This window comes from Kitasatospora xanthocidica (assembly GCF_014656195.1).
In the GTDB taxonomy this organism is placed as follows: domain Bacteria; phylum Actinomycetota; class Actinomycetes; order Streptomycetales; family Streptomycetaceae; genus Kitasatospora; species Kitasatospora xanthocidica.
Window position 1 is genome coordinate 71522 of record NZ_BNBY01000020.1, and the last position, 13955, is coordinate 85476.

Consider the following 13955-nt stretch of genomic DNA (forward strand, 5'->3'; position numbering starts at 1 on the left):
AGCAGGTGGGAGATCTCTCATGTCACATCCTGAACCCCCGTCGTTCGAAAAGCCGTTGAACCCGGAGCGGGCTACGCCGGTGGCCCCGGAGCTGGTCGCGCTGGTGGTCGAGGTGGCCGGCGCGCCGCCCGGCTGGGCGCGCCGCGTCACCCCGGACGCCCGGCTGGACGCCGACCTGCTGCTGGACGAGACCGAACTCTCCGCCCTGGCCGGGCGCCTGCGCGAGCGCTTCGGCGCGTCCGCCGACCTGGCGGCGCTGCGCGCCGGCCTGGACCTGCCGGGTCTGGAGGCGCTGACCGTCGCCGACCTGCACCGACTGCTCCCCGAGGAGGATGCCCGATGACCCGGTTCCTGCTGGTCATGCCCCCGTTGACCGGACACGTCAACCCGGCGGCGGGCATCGCCGCCGAACTCGCCGCGCGCGGCCACGAGGTCGCCTGGACGGGGACGGAGTCGGTGCTGCGGCCGCTGCTCGGCCCCGGGGAACGGGTGCTCGGCACCGGCACCCGGGCGTTCCGGGCGCAGGGCGGGCACGGGCTGGCCGCCCTGCGCTCGCTCTGGGAGGGCTTCATCGTCCCGTACGCGCGGTTCACCGCGAAGCCGCTGGACGCGATCGTGCGGGAGTACCGGCCGGACGTGCTGCTGGTCGACCAGCACACCCCGGCGGGCGCACTGGTCGCGCACCGGCACGGCTTGCCATGGGCGAGCTTCGCACCCGGGGCGATGGAACTGGGGCGGCCCTACCGGGCGTTGCCGCAGGTCGAGGAGTGGATGACCGGGTTGCTGCGCGGGCTGTGGGAGCGTGCCCGGCTGCCGGAGCGGGAGTACGTCGACCCGCGCTTCTCCCCCGCCCTGGTGCTGGCGACCAGCGGCCCGGCGCTGACCGGCCGCACCGACCCGCCGCACCACGCGCCGGTCGGGCCGGTGATCGCGGCCCGGCCGCACGATCCGGAGTTCCCGTGGGAGCGGCTGCTGCCCGGGCGGCGTCGGGTGCTGGTCACCATGGGCACGCTGGCCGGGGAACTGGGGGCGGACTTCCTCGCGCGGACCGTCCGGGCGCTGGAGCTCTGCGGCGGTGACGTACAGCCGGTGTTCGCCGGGCCGCGCGCGCTGCTGCCCGAACTGCCGCCGCACGCCGTCGCGGTGGACCGGGCTCCGGTCCTGGAGCTGATGGCCCGGGGCGAGCTGGACGCGGTGCTGTGCCACGGCGGCATGAACACCGTGGGCGAGGCGCTGGCGCACGGCCTGCCGCTGGTCACCGCGCCGATCCGGCACGACCAGCCGTTCGTCGCCGCCCAGGTGGCGGCGGCCGGGGCCGGGGTCCGGGTGCCGTTCGCCCGGGTCACGCCGGAGCGGCTGGCGGACGCGCTGCGGTCCGTACTGGAGACAACGGGCCGTCGGGACTCCGCGGTTCGGGTCGGCGAGGAACTGCTGGCCGGAGGCGGTGCGGCGGCCGCCGCGGACCGGCTGGAGGCGCTCGGCTGAGCGGCCGCGGGCGGGGGCCGCACGGGGCCGGACCCAGCCCGCCCGGAAGTCCCCTTAGCAGAACCGGAGATCACACGTCCATTGGTCTAGGCCATTGTTTCCGGACCCGGGTTCGCCCTAGGGTTCGCAGCAGCACCGCCCTCCGCAGGTGCCCAGCCCCGCCTTCCCAGGTGCCGCGGCAGCCCATCCCCGTACGGGAGTTCCGGTTGATCGAGACCACGGGACTGCGCAAGTCCTACCGCAAGAAGACCTCCCGCCGCGACGGCGGGAGCCAGAGCGTCGACGCCGTACGCGGCATCGACCTGTCGGTCGCCGCCGGCGAGATCTACGGCTTCCTCGGCCCCAACGGCGCCGGGAAGACCACCACCCTGCGCATGCTGGCCACCCTCATCCGCCCCGACGGCGGACAGGCCGTCATCGCGGGCGCCGACCTGTTCACCGACCCGGCCGGGGTCCGCCGCCGGATCGGCTACGTCGCCCAGGGCGGCGGCACCACCGACAACGTCAGCGCCCGCGAGGAACTGGTGCTGCAGGCGCGGATGTACGGCGCGGCCAAGGCGCGGGCTGCCCAGGCCGCCGACGACGCCCTCAAGGCCTTCGACCTGGGCGAGTTCGGCGACCGGCACTGCGCCACCTACTCCGGCGGCCAGCGCCGCCGGGTGGACATCGCGCTCGGGGTGATCCACCAGCCCCGGGTGCTGTTCCTGGACGAGCCCACCGTCGGGCTCGACCCGGCCAGCCGGGCCCACGTCTGGGAGGAGATCCGCCGGCTGCGCACCGAGGGCATGACCGTCGTCGTCACCACGCACTACCTCGACGAGGCCGACGCGCTCTGCGACCGGGTCGCCATCGTCGACCACGGCCGGGTGGTGGCCGAGGGCACCCCGGAGGCGCTCAAGCGCGAGATCTCCGGCGACGTCGTCCTGGTCGGCCTGGCCGCCGGAGCGGACGCCGGAGAGGACGCCGTCGAACGGGCGGCCCGGGTCCTGCGCCCGCAGCCGTACCTGCACCGGCTGGAGCCCGACGAGGACGGCGGGCTGCGGCTGTACCTGGAGGACGGCGCGGCCGCCATTCCACAGCTGCTGCGCGCCCTGGACGCGGCCGGCGTGACGCCCGGCACGGTGCAGCTCAACCGGCCCAGCCTGGACGACGTGTTCCTGGCCCGCACCGGCCGCTCGCTGAAGCAGTCCTGACCGGTCAGGGCCGCAGGACACTCCATGACCCGCCCCCACCACGTTGACCCGTACGACCTCCTGGGGAGACCGTGAAGCTCGCCCGCGACACCTGGCTGGTCTTCCAGCGCCAGCTGCTGCTCATGATCCGCACCCCGGTCTGGATCGCCGTCGGCGTCATCCAGCCCCTCTTCTACCTCCTGCTGTTCGCCCCGCTGCTGAAGAAGGTGCTCGCCCCCGAGGGCGCGAGCAGCTACGCCGACGCCTACCAGGTGTACGTGCCGGGCCTGTTGGCGGTGCTGTGCATCTTCGGCGGGCTGTTCACCGGCTTCAGCCTGCTCGGCGAACTCAAGGCCGGCATCATCGAGCGCTCCCGGGTGACCCCGGTGAGCCGGCTGGCGCTGCTGCTCGGACGGGCGCTGCGGGAGATGGTGGCGCTGCTGGTGCAGGCCGTCCTGATCACCCTGATCGCGCTGCCGTTCGGACTGCGGGTGAGCCCGCTGAACCTGCTGCTCGCCTACCTGCTGCTGGGGCTGCTGGCGCTGATGACCTCGGCGATCTCCTTCGGCATCGCGCTGATGGTGCCGGCCGACGCGGCGATGGCGCCGGTGGTGAACACCATCGCGCAGCCGATCGCGCTGCTGTCCGGGGTGCTGCTGCCGCTCACCCTGGCCCCGGACTGGCTGCGGCAGCTGGCCCGGTGGAACCCCTTCTACTGGGCCGTGGAGGGCATGCGCGCCCTGTTCTCCGGGCACGCCGGGGACAGCGCGGTCTGGCAGGGGCTGCTGGTGGTCGTGGTGATGACCGTCCTGGCGGTGTACTGGTCGGCCCGGCTGTTCTCCACCCGGGTGCGCTGAGGCACCGGGCCGGACGGGCACCGTACGGCGGAGAGGCCCGGCTCGCGGTGAGCCGGGCCTCTCCGCCGTGCGTGCGCGGGGCTCAGGAGGCCCCGTGCGGACGCGCCGCTCAGGAGCCGATGAAGGCCGCCAGCTTCGCCACCCCGTCGATGATCTGCGCCTGGGTGAGCGAGCTGATCGACAGCCGCAGCCGCCGCTCGCCGCCGCCCGCCGGGTAGAACGGTGCCATCGGCGTCCACAGCACCCCGTACTCGCGGGCGCAGCGCTCCATCGCCGTCTCGTCGGCGGTGAAGGGCACCGTCAGCACGGCGAAGAAGCCGCCGTCCGGCCGGTTCCAGGAGACGCCGAGGCGGCGCCGCTCGGAGGCCGGGAAGTGCCGGTCCAGCTCCCGCAGCAGGGTGTCCATCCCGGCCGCGTAGTGGGCCGTGGCCGCGGCGTTGGCGGCGCGCAGCCGGCAGTCGTGGGCCAGCAGCATGCCGCCGATGACGGCCTGGCTGAGCGCGGGCGTGTTGACCGTCGTCATGCTCTTCAGCCTGGCCAGTTCGTCGGCGAGCAGGCCGCGCCGTCCGCCGGGGCCGGCCACCTCCTGGTCGGCGACGACGTAGCCGAGGCGGGCGCCGGGGAAGCAGGTCTTGGCGAAGGAGCCCAGGTAGACCACCCGGCCGTCGCGGTCCAGCGCCTTCAGGGTGGGCCGCAGGCCCGGGGTGCGGGCGAAGAAGCCGTACGGGTTGTCCTCGATGACGAGCACGCCCTCCTCGGCGGCCACGGCCAGCAGCCGGGTGCGGGCGCCGACCGGCATGCTGGTGCCGGAGGGGTTGGCGAAGTCCGGCACCACGTAGAGGGCGCGGGGGCGGCGTCCCTCGGCGCGGACGGCCCGGGCGGCCTCGCGCACGGCCTCCGGGTCGGGGCCGCCGTCCGGGCCCTCGGGCACCGGCCGGGTGGTCAGGTCGAGCAGCCGGGCGGCGCCGGTGACGCCGACGTAGCAGGGCGAGCTGACCAGCAGGACGTCGTCCGGTCCGGCGCACAGCGCGCGCAGGGTGAGCAGCATGCCCTCCTGGGCGCCGACCGTGAGCACCAGGGACTCGGGGGCGACGGCCAGGCCCTCGTCGTTGGCGAGGGTGCGGGCGACCAGGTCGGCGATGACGCCCTTGGTGGGGCCGTACTGGAAGAGCGCGGTGCGCACCGCGTCCCGGTCGAGGCCGCGGTCGGCGAGGTGGGCCAGGAAGCGGTCCAGGTGGGCCGGGACGTCCTCGGGTTCGAAGAAGCCCTCGTAGGGGCGGCCGGGGGCGAAGGAGACGGCGTCGGGGTAGCGGGTGGTGGCCTCGTTGAGGAAGGTCATCGCGTCCAGCAGCGGGTCGGCGAGGGAGCCGTGCAGGTCCTCCAGCGGGAGCCTCACCGCAGGGCCTCCCGCAGCCGCCCGGCGGCGTACTCCTGGGCCTCGGCGGCGGCGTCCAGGGTGCCGGTCATGGCGAAGAACCCGTGCGGCACGCCCGGGTAGCGCCGCAGCTCCACCGGGACCCCGGCCGCGCGCAGCGCCTCCGCGTACTGTTCGCCCTCGTCGCGCAGCGGGTCGTACTCGGCGGTGAGGACGGTCGCGGGCGGCAGGCCGGCCAGGGTGGCCGCGCGCAGTGGGGAGGCGTACGGGCCCAGGCCGTCGGCCGGGTCGGCCAGGTAGTGGCCCCAGTACCAGGCGACCGAGCGGCGGTTGAAGAGCAGCGGGTCGTCGTGGTCGCGCAGCGAGGGGGTGTCGGCGCGGTGGTCGGTGTTGGGGTAGACCAGCAGTTGGTGGCGCAGGGCCGGGCCGCCCTCGGCGCGCAGCAGGAGGGTCAGGGCGGCCGTGAGGTTGCCGCCCGCGCTGTCGCCGCCGACCGCGAGGCGGGCCGGGTCGATGCCGAACTCCTCGGCCCGGTCGACGAGTTGCAGGAGAGCCGCGCGGCAGTCGTGCAGGGCGGCCGGGAAGGGGTGTTCGGGGGCGAGGCGGTAGCCGACGGAGGCGGTGACGCAGCCGACGGCGTTGGTGAGGCGGCGGCAGACCGCGTCGCTGGTGTCGGGCGAGCCGAGGGTCCAGCCGCCGCCGAACAGGTAGAGCAGGGCGGGCAGTCGGCGGCCGGGCGGCTCGGGCCGGTAGAGCCGCAGGGCGAGTTCGCCGGCGGGGCCCTGGACACGGTGTTCCTCGACGGCGGCCACGGGCTCGGGGGTGCCGGCCGCGGCGAGGATGTCGGCGAGGTCGGCGGCGCGGGCCTCGGCGAGGGTGAGCGTGTACAGCGGCGGTGCGCCGCTGCTCGCGCGCCGGGCGCGCAGGGCCTCGGCCTGGGGGTGCAGGGGCATGGATGGGTCCCGTTCTGGGGCGGCGGGGGGGTCGGTGGCCTTCGCGGGTGGGTGGCGGGTGGTCAGGAGGGCCGGGCCGGGCGGCGGGCGGTTCAGGACGGACTGCGTCCGGTCAGCGGTCGGCCTCGACGTAGAGAGTCTCGTCCGTACGGAAGGCCGTGTCGAGGTCGGCGACGTCCGGACGGACGCCCTGGCGGTAGGCGCAGTGGCGGATCCGCTCGGGCGCGAAGCCGGCCCGGGTGAGCACGTGCCGCAGCTCGTCCAGGTCGTAGATCCACTGGTGGCCGTAGTAGCGGAAGATCTGGTTGACCAGGAAGGCCGGGCGGGCGGGCATCGGCGGGCCGAAGCCCAGGGTGGTCAGGCGGCGGCGGTGCTTGCCGAGGAAGCCGTCACCGGTGGCGTAGCCGACCAGGTAGCGGGCGAGGTCGGGGGTGGTGAGCCGCAGGACGCCGCCGGGGCGCAGCACCCGGCGCACCTCGCGCAGCCAGCCGACCGCGACGGGCATGGTGACGTGCTCGATCAGGTGCTCGGCGTACACCCAGTCGACGCTGGCGTCGGCGAAGGGCAGCGGCTCGGAGACGTCGAGCCGGGTGAACCAGCGGTCGCCGTCGACCCGGTAGAGGGTGCCGGGTTCGGCGGCGGCGCCACCGGGGCCGCGCAGGGCGGTGAGGTCGGTGCCGAGGCCCTCCGGGTGGGCGGTCCGGAAGGCGGCGAACTCGATACCGGTGAGGCCGAGTTCGCGGAAGCCGGCGTGGTCGCGCGGCAGCCCGCCGGGGTGCGCTTCGAGGGTGTCGCAGGTCGCGACGTCGGCGCTGAAGTCGTCCAGGCGGGTGGCCAGGCCGTCGGGGTCGTCCCAGTCCCAGCCGGGGAACCTTTCGGTGCCGGGCTCGGTGCTGGGCTCGGCGCCGGGAAGTCTCTCGGTCGGTTCGGTCATGTCGGGGTCTCCTTCTCGGACATACGTGGGGAGGGCGCCGCGCGGTTCATCGGGTGTCGCCGCACGGCCAGGGGGTGAGGGCCGTCCGGTCCAGGTCGGCGAGCCGGGGCCGGCCCAACAGGGCCATGGTGTGCTCGAGTTCGTCCCGCAGCAGGTCGAGCACCCGGTGCACGCCGGTTTCGCCGTCGGTGGCGAGGCCCCAGAACGCCGGGCGGCCGACCAGCACGGCCCGGGCGCCGAGGGCGAGGGCGACGGCGATGTCCGTGCCGGTGCGCACGCCGCCGTCGAGCAGGACCGGAAGCCCGGCGGGGACGGCCGCGACGACCTCGGGCAGGGCGGCCAGGGCCGGTACCGCCCCGTCGAGTTGGCGTCCGCCGTGGTTGGAGACCAGGACGGCGTCGGCGCCGTGCTCGACGGCGAGGCGGGCGTCCTCCGCGGTCAGGATGCCCTTGAGGACCAGTGGCAGCCGGGTGCGCTCGCGCAGCCAGGCGAGGTCGGCCCAGGTCAGGGTGGGGTCGAACTGCTCGCGGGCGTGTTCGGCGATGCCCGAACTGCCGTCCGCGGCACGGTGGCTGGCGTCCATCAGGGCCGGGTCCAGGTTGACGGCGCGGACGGCGGGCGGGATGGCGAAGCCGTTGCGCAGGTCGCGCAGCCGTCGGCCGATCCGGGGGGCGTCGACGGTCAGCACGAGGGCCCGGAAGCCGGCCGCTTCGGCGCGTTCGACCAGGGCGGCGAGGACGTCGCGCCGGCGCAGCCAGTACAGCTGGAGCCAGAGCGGGCCGGTGGCGGCGCCGGCGATCTCCTCCAGGGTGCGGCTGGCGAACATCCCGGCGACCAGCAGGGCGCCGGCCCGGCCGGCGGCGCGCGCGGTGGCGGTCTCGCCCTCCGGGTCGACCAGGCGGTGGTAGGCCATCGGGGCGATGCCGAGCGGGAGGGCGAGCGGTGCGCCGAGCAGGGTCAGCGCCGGGTCGCAGGCGGAGACGTCGACCAGGGTGCGGGGGCGCAGCGCATAGCGTCCGAACATCTCCCGGTTCGCGGCCAGAGTGCGTTCCGCGCCGCTGCCGCCGTCGATGAAATCCCAGATTTCCGCGGGAAGTCGTGCGCGCGCCGCGCTCTCGATCCCGGCCAGCGTGAGCACTCCCACGGGCATTCCTCGCTCCCGGACGGCCACGCACGGGCCGGTCCCGGTTCGGCAGCGTAGGAGCAACGACCACATTGGTATAGACCTTGATTTGACCAAACGTCTGTGCCATGGTCTGGCAACGGAATTGACCGTTTTGATTGTGAACGGCGTTCATGTCAAATCCCCTCACTTGTGTGGAGCCGCGTTGACCGGCTTTTCCCTCTCTCCAGTTCCGCCTTCCGTACTGCCGCACTCCGACGCCCCGGACGACTGGGTCGACCGGCTGCTGCTGGCCGGCCCCGGCGGCGAGGAGTGTCTGCACCTCGGCGCACCGATCGACCGGGACGCCCTGCGCGCCCTGGTCGAGGAGCAGTCCGTCCGGCTGTCGGCCGTCGGGCTCGGACCCGGCGGGACGGTGGCGCTGCGGCTGCCGCCCTCGCTGGCGTTCGTCGCGGTGCTGCTGGCATGCTGGCGGCTGGGTGCCCAAGTCGCCCTGCTGGACCACCGTTTGACGGACCATGAGGTCGACGCGGCGGTGGCGCGGCTGGCTCCGCAGGTGCTGGTAGGCTCCGCCCACCGGCCGGCGGCGGCGCTGCGCGGCTTCTCCGAGGCGGAGCCGGTGGCCGTCGCGCTTCCGGAGGGACGACCGGCCCGCACCGGACACGCGTTGGTCCAGCTCAGCTCCGGGTCGACCGGTCCGGCCAAAGTCATCGCCCGCACCGCCGGCGACCTGCTGCGCGAACTCGACTGCTACCGCAGGCTGGAGGAGTTCCCCGGCGAGGGCGAGCGGGTCGTCCTGCTCTCCTCGGTGGTGCACGTGCTCGGCCTGGTCGGCGGACTGCTCAACGGCCTGTACGCGCACGCCGCGCTCACCGTGCCGGAGCGGATGACGGCGGCGGGCATCCTGGCCGCGGTCGCCGGCTCCGACCGGCCGACCACGGTCATCGGGGTGCCCTTCCACGCCGAGCTGCTGGCGGGGGCGGTCACTCCCCCGCCGCTGCCGCGGCTGCGCCGGATGGTCGTCGCGGGCGAACTGGTCCGCCCGGGCCTGCCCGCGCTGTTCACCCGGCGCTACGGCGTCCCGCTCGGCACCATGTACGGCATGACCGAGACCGGGGTCATCGCCACCGACCTCGACGGCACCCTCCACCCCGCCAAGCGTCCCGTCCACGGGATGCGGATGCGCCTGGTGAAGGGCGAGTTGCAGCTCGGCGCGGCGTCCTCCCCGTACCCCGGGCTGGACGACCCGACGCGCTGGTCGGACGGCTGGCTGCACACCCGGGACGCGGCCGAGCTGGACGGGGCGGGCGGCCTGGTCACCGTGCTCGGCCGGCTCGACTCCCAGGTGTCGATCGGCGGCCTGAAGGTCGACCTGACCGAGGTCGAACAGACCCTCACCGCACTGCCCGAGGTCCGCGAGGCCGTGGTCGTCTTCGACGGCGGCGCGATCGAGGCCTACCTGGCCACCGAACCCGGTGCCGACCTCGCCCTGCTCCAGGACGGGCTGACCCGCCGCCTCGCCGCCTACAAGCGGCCGCGCCGGCTGGCCCTGCTCCCCGCACTCCCCCGCACCGCCACCGGAAAACTGCTGCGCGACCCCGCCGCCCTGCGCGACACCGCCACGGCCGCCGTGACCTCCGCAGCCGCCGCCGCCACTGCGGCCGCCGCGCGCTGACCGTACGCGGCCCGGCCCGACCCCGGCACGCCCGCACCACCACCCCGACAAGGAGCCACCACCATGCAGGACCGCATCCGCGCCTTCGTCCTCGCCGCCCTCACCGAGATGCAGTACGACGTCACCGAGGTCACCGGGGACACCGACCTCGGCCCGGCCGGGCTGGACCTCGAATCGCTCGCGCTGGCCGACCTGTCGGTCCAGGTCGAGGACGAGTACGGGATCAAGTTCGACCTGGACGAGATGGAGACCACCGCGCTGATGACGCTCGACGAGTTCACCGCCGACGTCGCCCGCCGGATCGACGCCCTCGCCGCGACCGCCGGTACCGCCGCCACCGCAGGCAGCGCCGCGTGACCGGCGCCCCGCGGTCCGACGACCTCCCCGACCGGGCCGAGGTCCGCACGATGCTGGCGGCGTTCGGGCAGCGCGCCGCCGACACCGTGCCCGAGGAGCTCGGCTCTCTCGAACTCACCTGGCTGGTCGCCGAGTTCGAGCAGCGCTACGGGCTGCAGCTGGACCTGGACGACGACGGCTTCGGCGCGGTGCGCACCGTCGACGACGCGACCGAACTGCTGCGCGCCGCCGTCCTGGCCCAGCGCACCGCACTGGCCCAGCGCACCGGCCACGCCGGCCACACGGTCCACGCCGAGCCCGCGGGCGCGCAGCCGTGAGCGGCCTCGCCACGGGTGCCGGCCCGCCCGGGCCGCTGGGGCGGGCCGGTCCGGTCGTCACCGGCGTGGGCGTGCTCAGCGCCGCCGGGCGCGGGCTCACCGCGCTGACCGCGGCGGCGGTGCACGGCAAGGCGGCGTTCGGTCCGGTCACCCGCTTCGACGTCACCGGCCGCCGCACCACCCGGGCCGCCCTGCTGCCCGACGCCCCTCCGGACGCCCCTCCGGACGCTCTTCCCGCCGACACCGCGCGGCTCGACGGCCCCGGCACCGCGCTCCCCGCCCGTACCGTCCCGGCGGCCGGAGCGGCGCTCGACGCGATCGGCCAGGCCTGCCGCCAGGCCGGACTGACCACCGCCGAGGGCGCCGCACTGCCCGTCCTGCTCGCGCTGCACAGCGACGAGTCCACCCGGGCGATCGCCGACGCGGTCGCCGCCGGAGTCCGCGCGGACTGGGGCGCACCGGGCGTCACCCGGGTGTACACCGGTGCCTGCGTGGCCGCCGCGACCGCCGTCGCCGACGCCGCCGCCCTGGTGGCCACCGGCCGGTACGAACGGGTGCTGGTCGCGGCCGTCCACCTGGTCGGTCCGGGCGTGTTCGCGGTGTTCGACGCCGGGCGCGCCCTGGCCCGCGACGGCGAGCTGCGCCCGTTCAGCACCGGGCGCAGCGGCACCCTGCTCGGCGACGCGGCCGCCGCCGTCCTGGTCGAGGCCGCACCGGCCGCCGACCGGCGCGGTGCCACCGCGCTCGCCCGGCTGGCCGGCTGGGGCAGGGCCGGGGACGCCCACCACGTCTGCCGCCCCGAGCCCGAGGGCACCGGCGTGGCCCGGGCCGTCGAGGCGGCGCTCGCCCGCGCGGGCCTCGCACCGGCCGAGATCGGCTACGTCAACGCCAACGGCACCGGCTCCACCCTGTCCGACCAGGCCGAGGCGCGCGCCCTGCGGCGGGTGTTCGGCCCGTACACCGACCGGCTACCGGTCAGCTCCAGCAAGTCCGTGCACGGGCACGCCCTGGAGGCCTCCGCCCTGCTCGAACTCGCTGTCACCATCGGCGCCCTGGAATCCGGACTGCTGCCGGTCAACGCCGGCTGGCTCGGCCCGGACCCGGACGTCGGCCTGGACCTCGTCCTGGACGGCCCCCGCGCCGCCCGCCCCGCCTACGCGCTCAGCCTCAACTCCGCCTTCGGCGGCGCCAACACCGCGCTGCTGCTGGCCCCCGGATGACACCGACACCACGATGACACCGACACCGCCATGACCATCCCTGCCGACGACACCCACGGCCTGCGGGTCCTCGCCGAGGCCCGCCGCCCCGCCCCCGGCCTGGACGGGCCGCCGCCACCGCTGCCCGGCTTCGCCGCCTCCGGCTTCAACCCGCTGGTCGCCGACACCGCCGACCGCTGCCTGCGTGCCCTGCACGGCGCACCTCCCGCCCCCGGGCGGACCGCGCTGCTGCTGGCCAGCGCGAGCGGCGACCTCGACACCGCGCGGGCCATCGAGCAGAGCGCCGAACCCGGACGGCGGACCGGCCCGCTGCTGTTCTTCCAGTCCAACCCCAACGCCGTCCTCGGGCACATCGCCGCCCGCTGGGGCCTGACCGGCCCCGTCGTGGCGATCTCCCCGGCCCGGGCCGAACCCGGCCGCGTCCCGCCGGACGCGTACGAGCTCGCCGCGCTGCTGCTCGCCGACGGCGACGCCGACCGGGTGCTGGTCGTCGCCGCCGAGCAGACGCCCGACGGGGACCGGGCCGCGGCCGTGCTGCTCGCGGGCCCCACGGCCTGAGGACCCGACCGCAGCCACGACCGCAGCAGCCCTGCAGCCCCGAACCCGCAGCCACCGGCCGTGAACCGGCCGGTCACCCCCGGCCGTACCCACCACCGAGGACCGGCACCTGACGCAGCCGCACCCGGCAGACCAGCCGCCCCGGCCCGCCACACCCCGCCACGCCGCCTCGCGACACCACCTCGCCACCCCGCCGCCCGCGCGGCCGACCGACCCCTGCCATCCGATCAGCCGCCCGGGCCGTCCACCGGCCCCGAGGGAGGGATCCACCCCCGTGACCATCCGCAGTCTCCGCACCCTGCTCGCGGACGACCCCGACGTCGGCGCCGGCAACGTCCTCACCACCCGGATCGCGCTCGGGACCGACGTCGACGAGCCGCTGCTCACCTTCGACACCCCGGTCGACGGCCACGCCGCCTGGCAGCCGTTCACCCCGCGCGAGCTCGACCGTGCCGTCCGGGCCCGCGCCGCCGCCCTGCACGCGCTCGGCATCACCCGGCGCGACCCGGTCGTGGTCTACGCGAGCACCGCCGCCGACCACGTGCTCGGCTTCCTCGCACTGGCCCGGCTCGGCGCCGTCCCCGCGCTGCTCAACCCCAACCTGGACGGCGAGCGCGCCGCCCGCTACATCGCCCGCCTCGGCGCGGCCGGGGTCCTCGCCGACCCGGCCCACCTCGCCGCGCTCGCCGGCCACGACCCGGGCGCTCCGCTGCTCCCCGAGATCGGCACCCTCGGCGCCGGCGACCCGGACGACGCGCCGGAGCCGTACCGGCACTGGTCCGGCGACCCGGTCGCGATCACCCACTCCTCCGGCACCACCGGGATGCCCAAGGCCGTCGTCCACTCGCACGCGAGCCTGTACGCGGCGATCCGCCACCGGCTGCGGCTGCCCCGCCCGCAGGGCCAGGACCGGATGCTCAGCGCCCTGCCCGCGCCGCACGCCGCGACCGTCATCGCGCTCAACCTCGCACTCAGCTCGCACACCCAACTCGCCTTCCTGTCCGGGCAGTCCGGCGACGGCGTGCTGGCGGCGATCGAGCGCTGGCGGCCCACCGGGGTGGTCGGCTTCGCCGCCACCTGGGCCGACCTGGCCCGCCACGACCTGGCCGCCCGGGACCTGACCTCCGTCGCGCTCTGGTGGAACACCGGCGACTGCGCCCACGAGGTGCACATCCGCCGCCTGATCGCCACCGGCAGCCGGGAGACCGTCACCCGCGCGGGCCGCTCCCGCGTACCCGGCTCGCAGTTCGTGGACGGCCTCGGCTCCACCGAGATGGGCCACTCGCACTTCTTCATCACCCACGGCCCCGGCACCGAGCGCTACGGCCGCTGCGTCGGCCGGCCGCACGCCTTCGTCGACTGCGAGGTGGTCGGCCCGGACGGCGAGCCGCTCGGGCCCGGCGAGGTCGGCGAACTCGCCACCGCCTCACCGACCTTGGCACTCGGCTACTGGAACGACTCGGCCACCACCTTCCGCACCCGGATCCGCGGCCGCTTCCTCACCGGGGACCTGATGTACCGGGACGGGGAGGGCTACTACTACCACGTCGACCGGGCCGTCGACTCGGTCGAACTCGGCGACGGCAAGCGGCTGTTCACCGCGATGTCGGAGGAGCGGGTGCTGGCCGCCTGCCCCGACGTGCTGGACTGCACGGTGGTGGCCGTCCGGGACGGCGGGCGGGTGGTCACCGACGTGCTGCTGCTCCTCTCCGACGGCGCCGACCCGGCCGCCGACCGCGCCGAGGCCGTGGTCGCCGCGCTGGACGAGGCCGCCGCCGCGACCGTACGCAAGGTACTGGTGGTCTCCCCGGAGGACATCCCGCTCGGCCCGACCGGCAAGGTCCGCAAGGTCCTGCTGCGCGAGCGCCACCTCGCGGCGGTGGACGCGTGAACGAGCGGAGCGAGCGAACGATCGAAAGGTGCGCGTTG

General features: G+C 75.6%; 14 protein-coding genes. 10 read left to right on the forward strand and 4 right to left on the reverse strand.

Going from position 1 to position 13955, the window contains the following annotated elements:
* Positions 1-19: 19 nt before the first annotated feature.
* From IE332_RS28535 to IE332_RS28550, 4 genes are all read left to right on the forward strand, one after another.
* Complete coding sequence (locus IE332_RS28535; protein WP_189921844.1) at positions 20-343, forward strand: hypothetical protein; 324 nt, start codon at positions 20-22, stop codon at positions 341-343.
* The gene (locus tag IE332_RS28540) at positions 340-1485 is read left to right on the forward strand and encodes a glycosyltransferase (RefSeq protein ID WP_189921845.1); all 1146 of its coding nucleotides are present in this window, start codon (positions 340-342) and stop codon (positions 1483-1485) included. Before IE332_RS28535 ends, IE332_RS28540 begins: the two co-directional genes overlap by 4 nt.
* Positions 1486-1691: 206 nt before the next feature.
* Positions 1692-2678, forward strand: coding sequence for an ATP-binding cassette domain-containing protein (locus tag IE332_RS28545; RefSeq protein WP_189921852.1), 987 nt, complete (start codon positions 1692-1694; stop codon positions 2676-2678).
* Positions 2679-2749: 71 nt separating this feature from the next.
* Positions 2750-3514, forward strand: coding sequence for an ABC transporter permease (locus IE332_RS28550; RefSeq protein WP_189921854.1), 765 nt, complete (start codon positions 2750-2752; stop codon positions 3512-3514).
* A gap of 109 nt (positions 3515-3623) precedes the next feature.
* Here IE332_RS28550 and IE332_RS28555 read toward each other — a convergent pair whose 3' ends face one another.
* From IE332_RS28555 to IE332_RS28570, 4 genes are all read right to left on the reverse strand, one after another.
* Positions 3624-4910, reverse strand: coding sequence for an aminotransferase-like domain-containing protein (locus IE332_RS28555; protein WP_308437612.1), 1287 nt, complete (start codon positions 4908-4910; stop codon positions 3624-3626).
* Positions 4907-5842: a LipP1 family hormone-sensitive lipase gene (gene lipP1 / locus IE332_RS28560; protein ID WP_189921856.1), complete on the reverse strand. Its 936-nt coding sequence runs from the start codon at positions 5840-5842 to the stop codon at positions 4907-4909. The genes IE332_RS28555 and lipP1 overlap by 4 nt, the downstream gene beginning before the upstream one ends.
* Before the next feature lie 112 nt (positions 5843-5954).
* Entirely contained in the window at positions 5955-6776 is an 822-nt protein-coding gene (locus tag IE332_RS28565) for a class I SAM-dependent methyltransferase (protein WP_189921859.1), read from the reverse strand.
* 46 nt (positions 6777-6822) lie between these two features.
* A complete protein-coding gene (locus tag IE332_RS28570) occupies positions 6823-7926 on the reverse strand; it encodes an alpha-hydroxy acid oxidase (RefSeq protein WP_189921861.1) in 1104 nt (367 codons plus the stop codon).
* A 178-nt stretch (positions 7927-8104) separates the two neighbouring features.
* Between IE332_RS28570 and IE332_RS28575 the strand changes: the two genes are divergently transcribed.
* The 6 genes from IE332_RS28575 to IE332_RS28600 all read left to right on the forward strand — a co-directional run bounded on the left by IE332_RS28575 (position 8105) and on the right by IE332_RS28600 (position 13917).
* Positions 8105-9574, forward strand: a complete 1470-nt coding sequence (locus IE332_RS28575; protein ID WP_268256633.1) for a class I adenylate-forming enzyme family protein — start codon at positions 8105-8107, stop codon at positions 9572-9574.
* Positions 9575-9637: 63 nt separating this feature from the next.
* On the forward strand, positions 9638-9931 hold the full coding sequence (locus tag IE332_RS28580; protein WP_189921865.1) for a phosphopantetheine-binding protein: 294 nt from the start codon (positions 9638-9640) through the stop codon (positions 9929-9931).
* Positions 9928-10248, forward strand: a complete 321-nt coding sequence (locus IE332_RS28585; RefSeq protein ID WP_229928998.1) for a hypothetical protein — start codon at positions 9928-9930, stop codon at positions 10246-10248. The genes IE332_RS28580 and IE332_RS28585 overlap by 4 nt, the downstream gene beginning before the upstream one ends.
* The gene (locus IE332_RS28590) at positions 10245-11468 is read left to right on the forward strand and encodes a beta-ketoacyl synthase N-terminal-like domain-containing protein (protein WP_229928988.1); all 1224 of its coding nucleotides are present in this window, start codon (positions 10245-10247) and stop codon (positions 11466-11468) included. Before IE332_RS28585 ends, IE332_RS28590 begins: the two co-directional genes overlap by 4 nt.
* 30 nt (positions 11469-11498) lie before the next feature.
* The gene (locus IE332_RS28595) at positions 11499-12026 is read left to right on the forward strand and encodes a hypothetical protein (protein ID WP_189921867.1); all 528 of its coding nucleotides are present in this window, start codon (positions 11499-11501) and stop codon (positions 12024-12026) included.
* 274 nt (positions 12027-12300) lie between these two features.
* Positions 12301-13917: a class I adenylate-forming enzyme family protein gene (locus IE332_RS28600; protein ID WP_189921869.1), complete on the forward strand. Its 1617-nt coding sequence runs from the start codon at positions 12301-12303 to the stop codon at positions 13915-13917.
* The last annotated feature ends 38 nt before the right edge of the window (positions 13918-13955 follow it).

Bases quoted from the DNA above. Each gene is read 5' to 3' on its own strand.
- lipP1 (WP_189921856.1), bottom strand. From the start codon at position 5,842: ATGCCCCTGCACCCCCAGGCCGAGGCCCTGCGCGCCCGGCGCGCGAGC.
- IE332_RS28595 (WP_189921867.1), top strand. From the start codon at position 11,499: ATGACCATCCCTGCCGACGACACCCACGGCCTGCGGGTCCTCGCCGAG.
- IE332_RS28565 (WP_189921859.1), bottom strand. From the start codon at position 6,776: ATGACCGAACCGACCGAGAGACTTCCCGGCGCCGAGCCCAGCACCGAG.
- IE332_RS28540 (WP_189921845.1), top strand. From the start codon at position 340: ATGACCCGGTTCCTGCTGGTCATGCCCCCGTTGACCGGACACGTCAAC.
- IE332_RS28535 (WP_189921844.1), top strand. From the start codon at position 20: ATGTCACATCCTGAACCCCCGTCGTTCGAAAAGCCGTTGAACCCGGAG.
- IE332_RS28580 (WP_189921865.1), top strand. From the start codon at position 9,638: ATGCAGGACCGCATCCGCGCCTTCGTCCTCGCCGCCCTCACCGAGATG.
- IE332_RS28570 (WP_189921861.1), bottom strand. From the start codon at position 7,926: ATGCCCGTGGGAGTGCTCACGCTGGCCGGGATCGAGAGCGCGGCGCGC.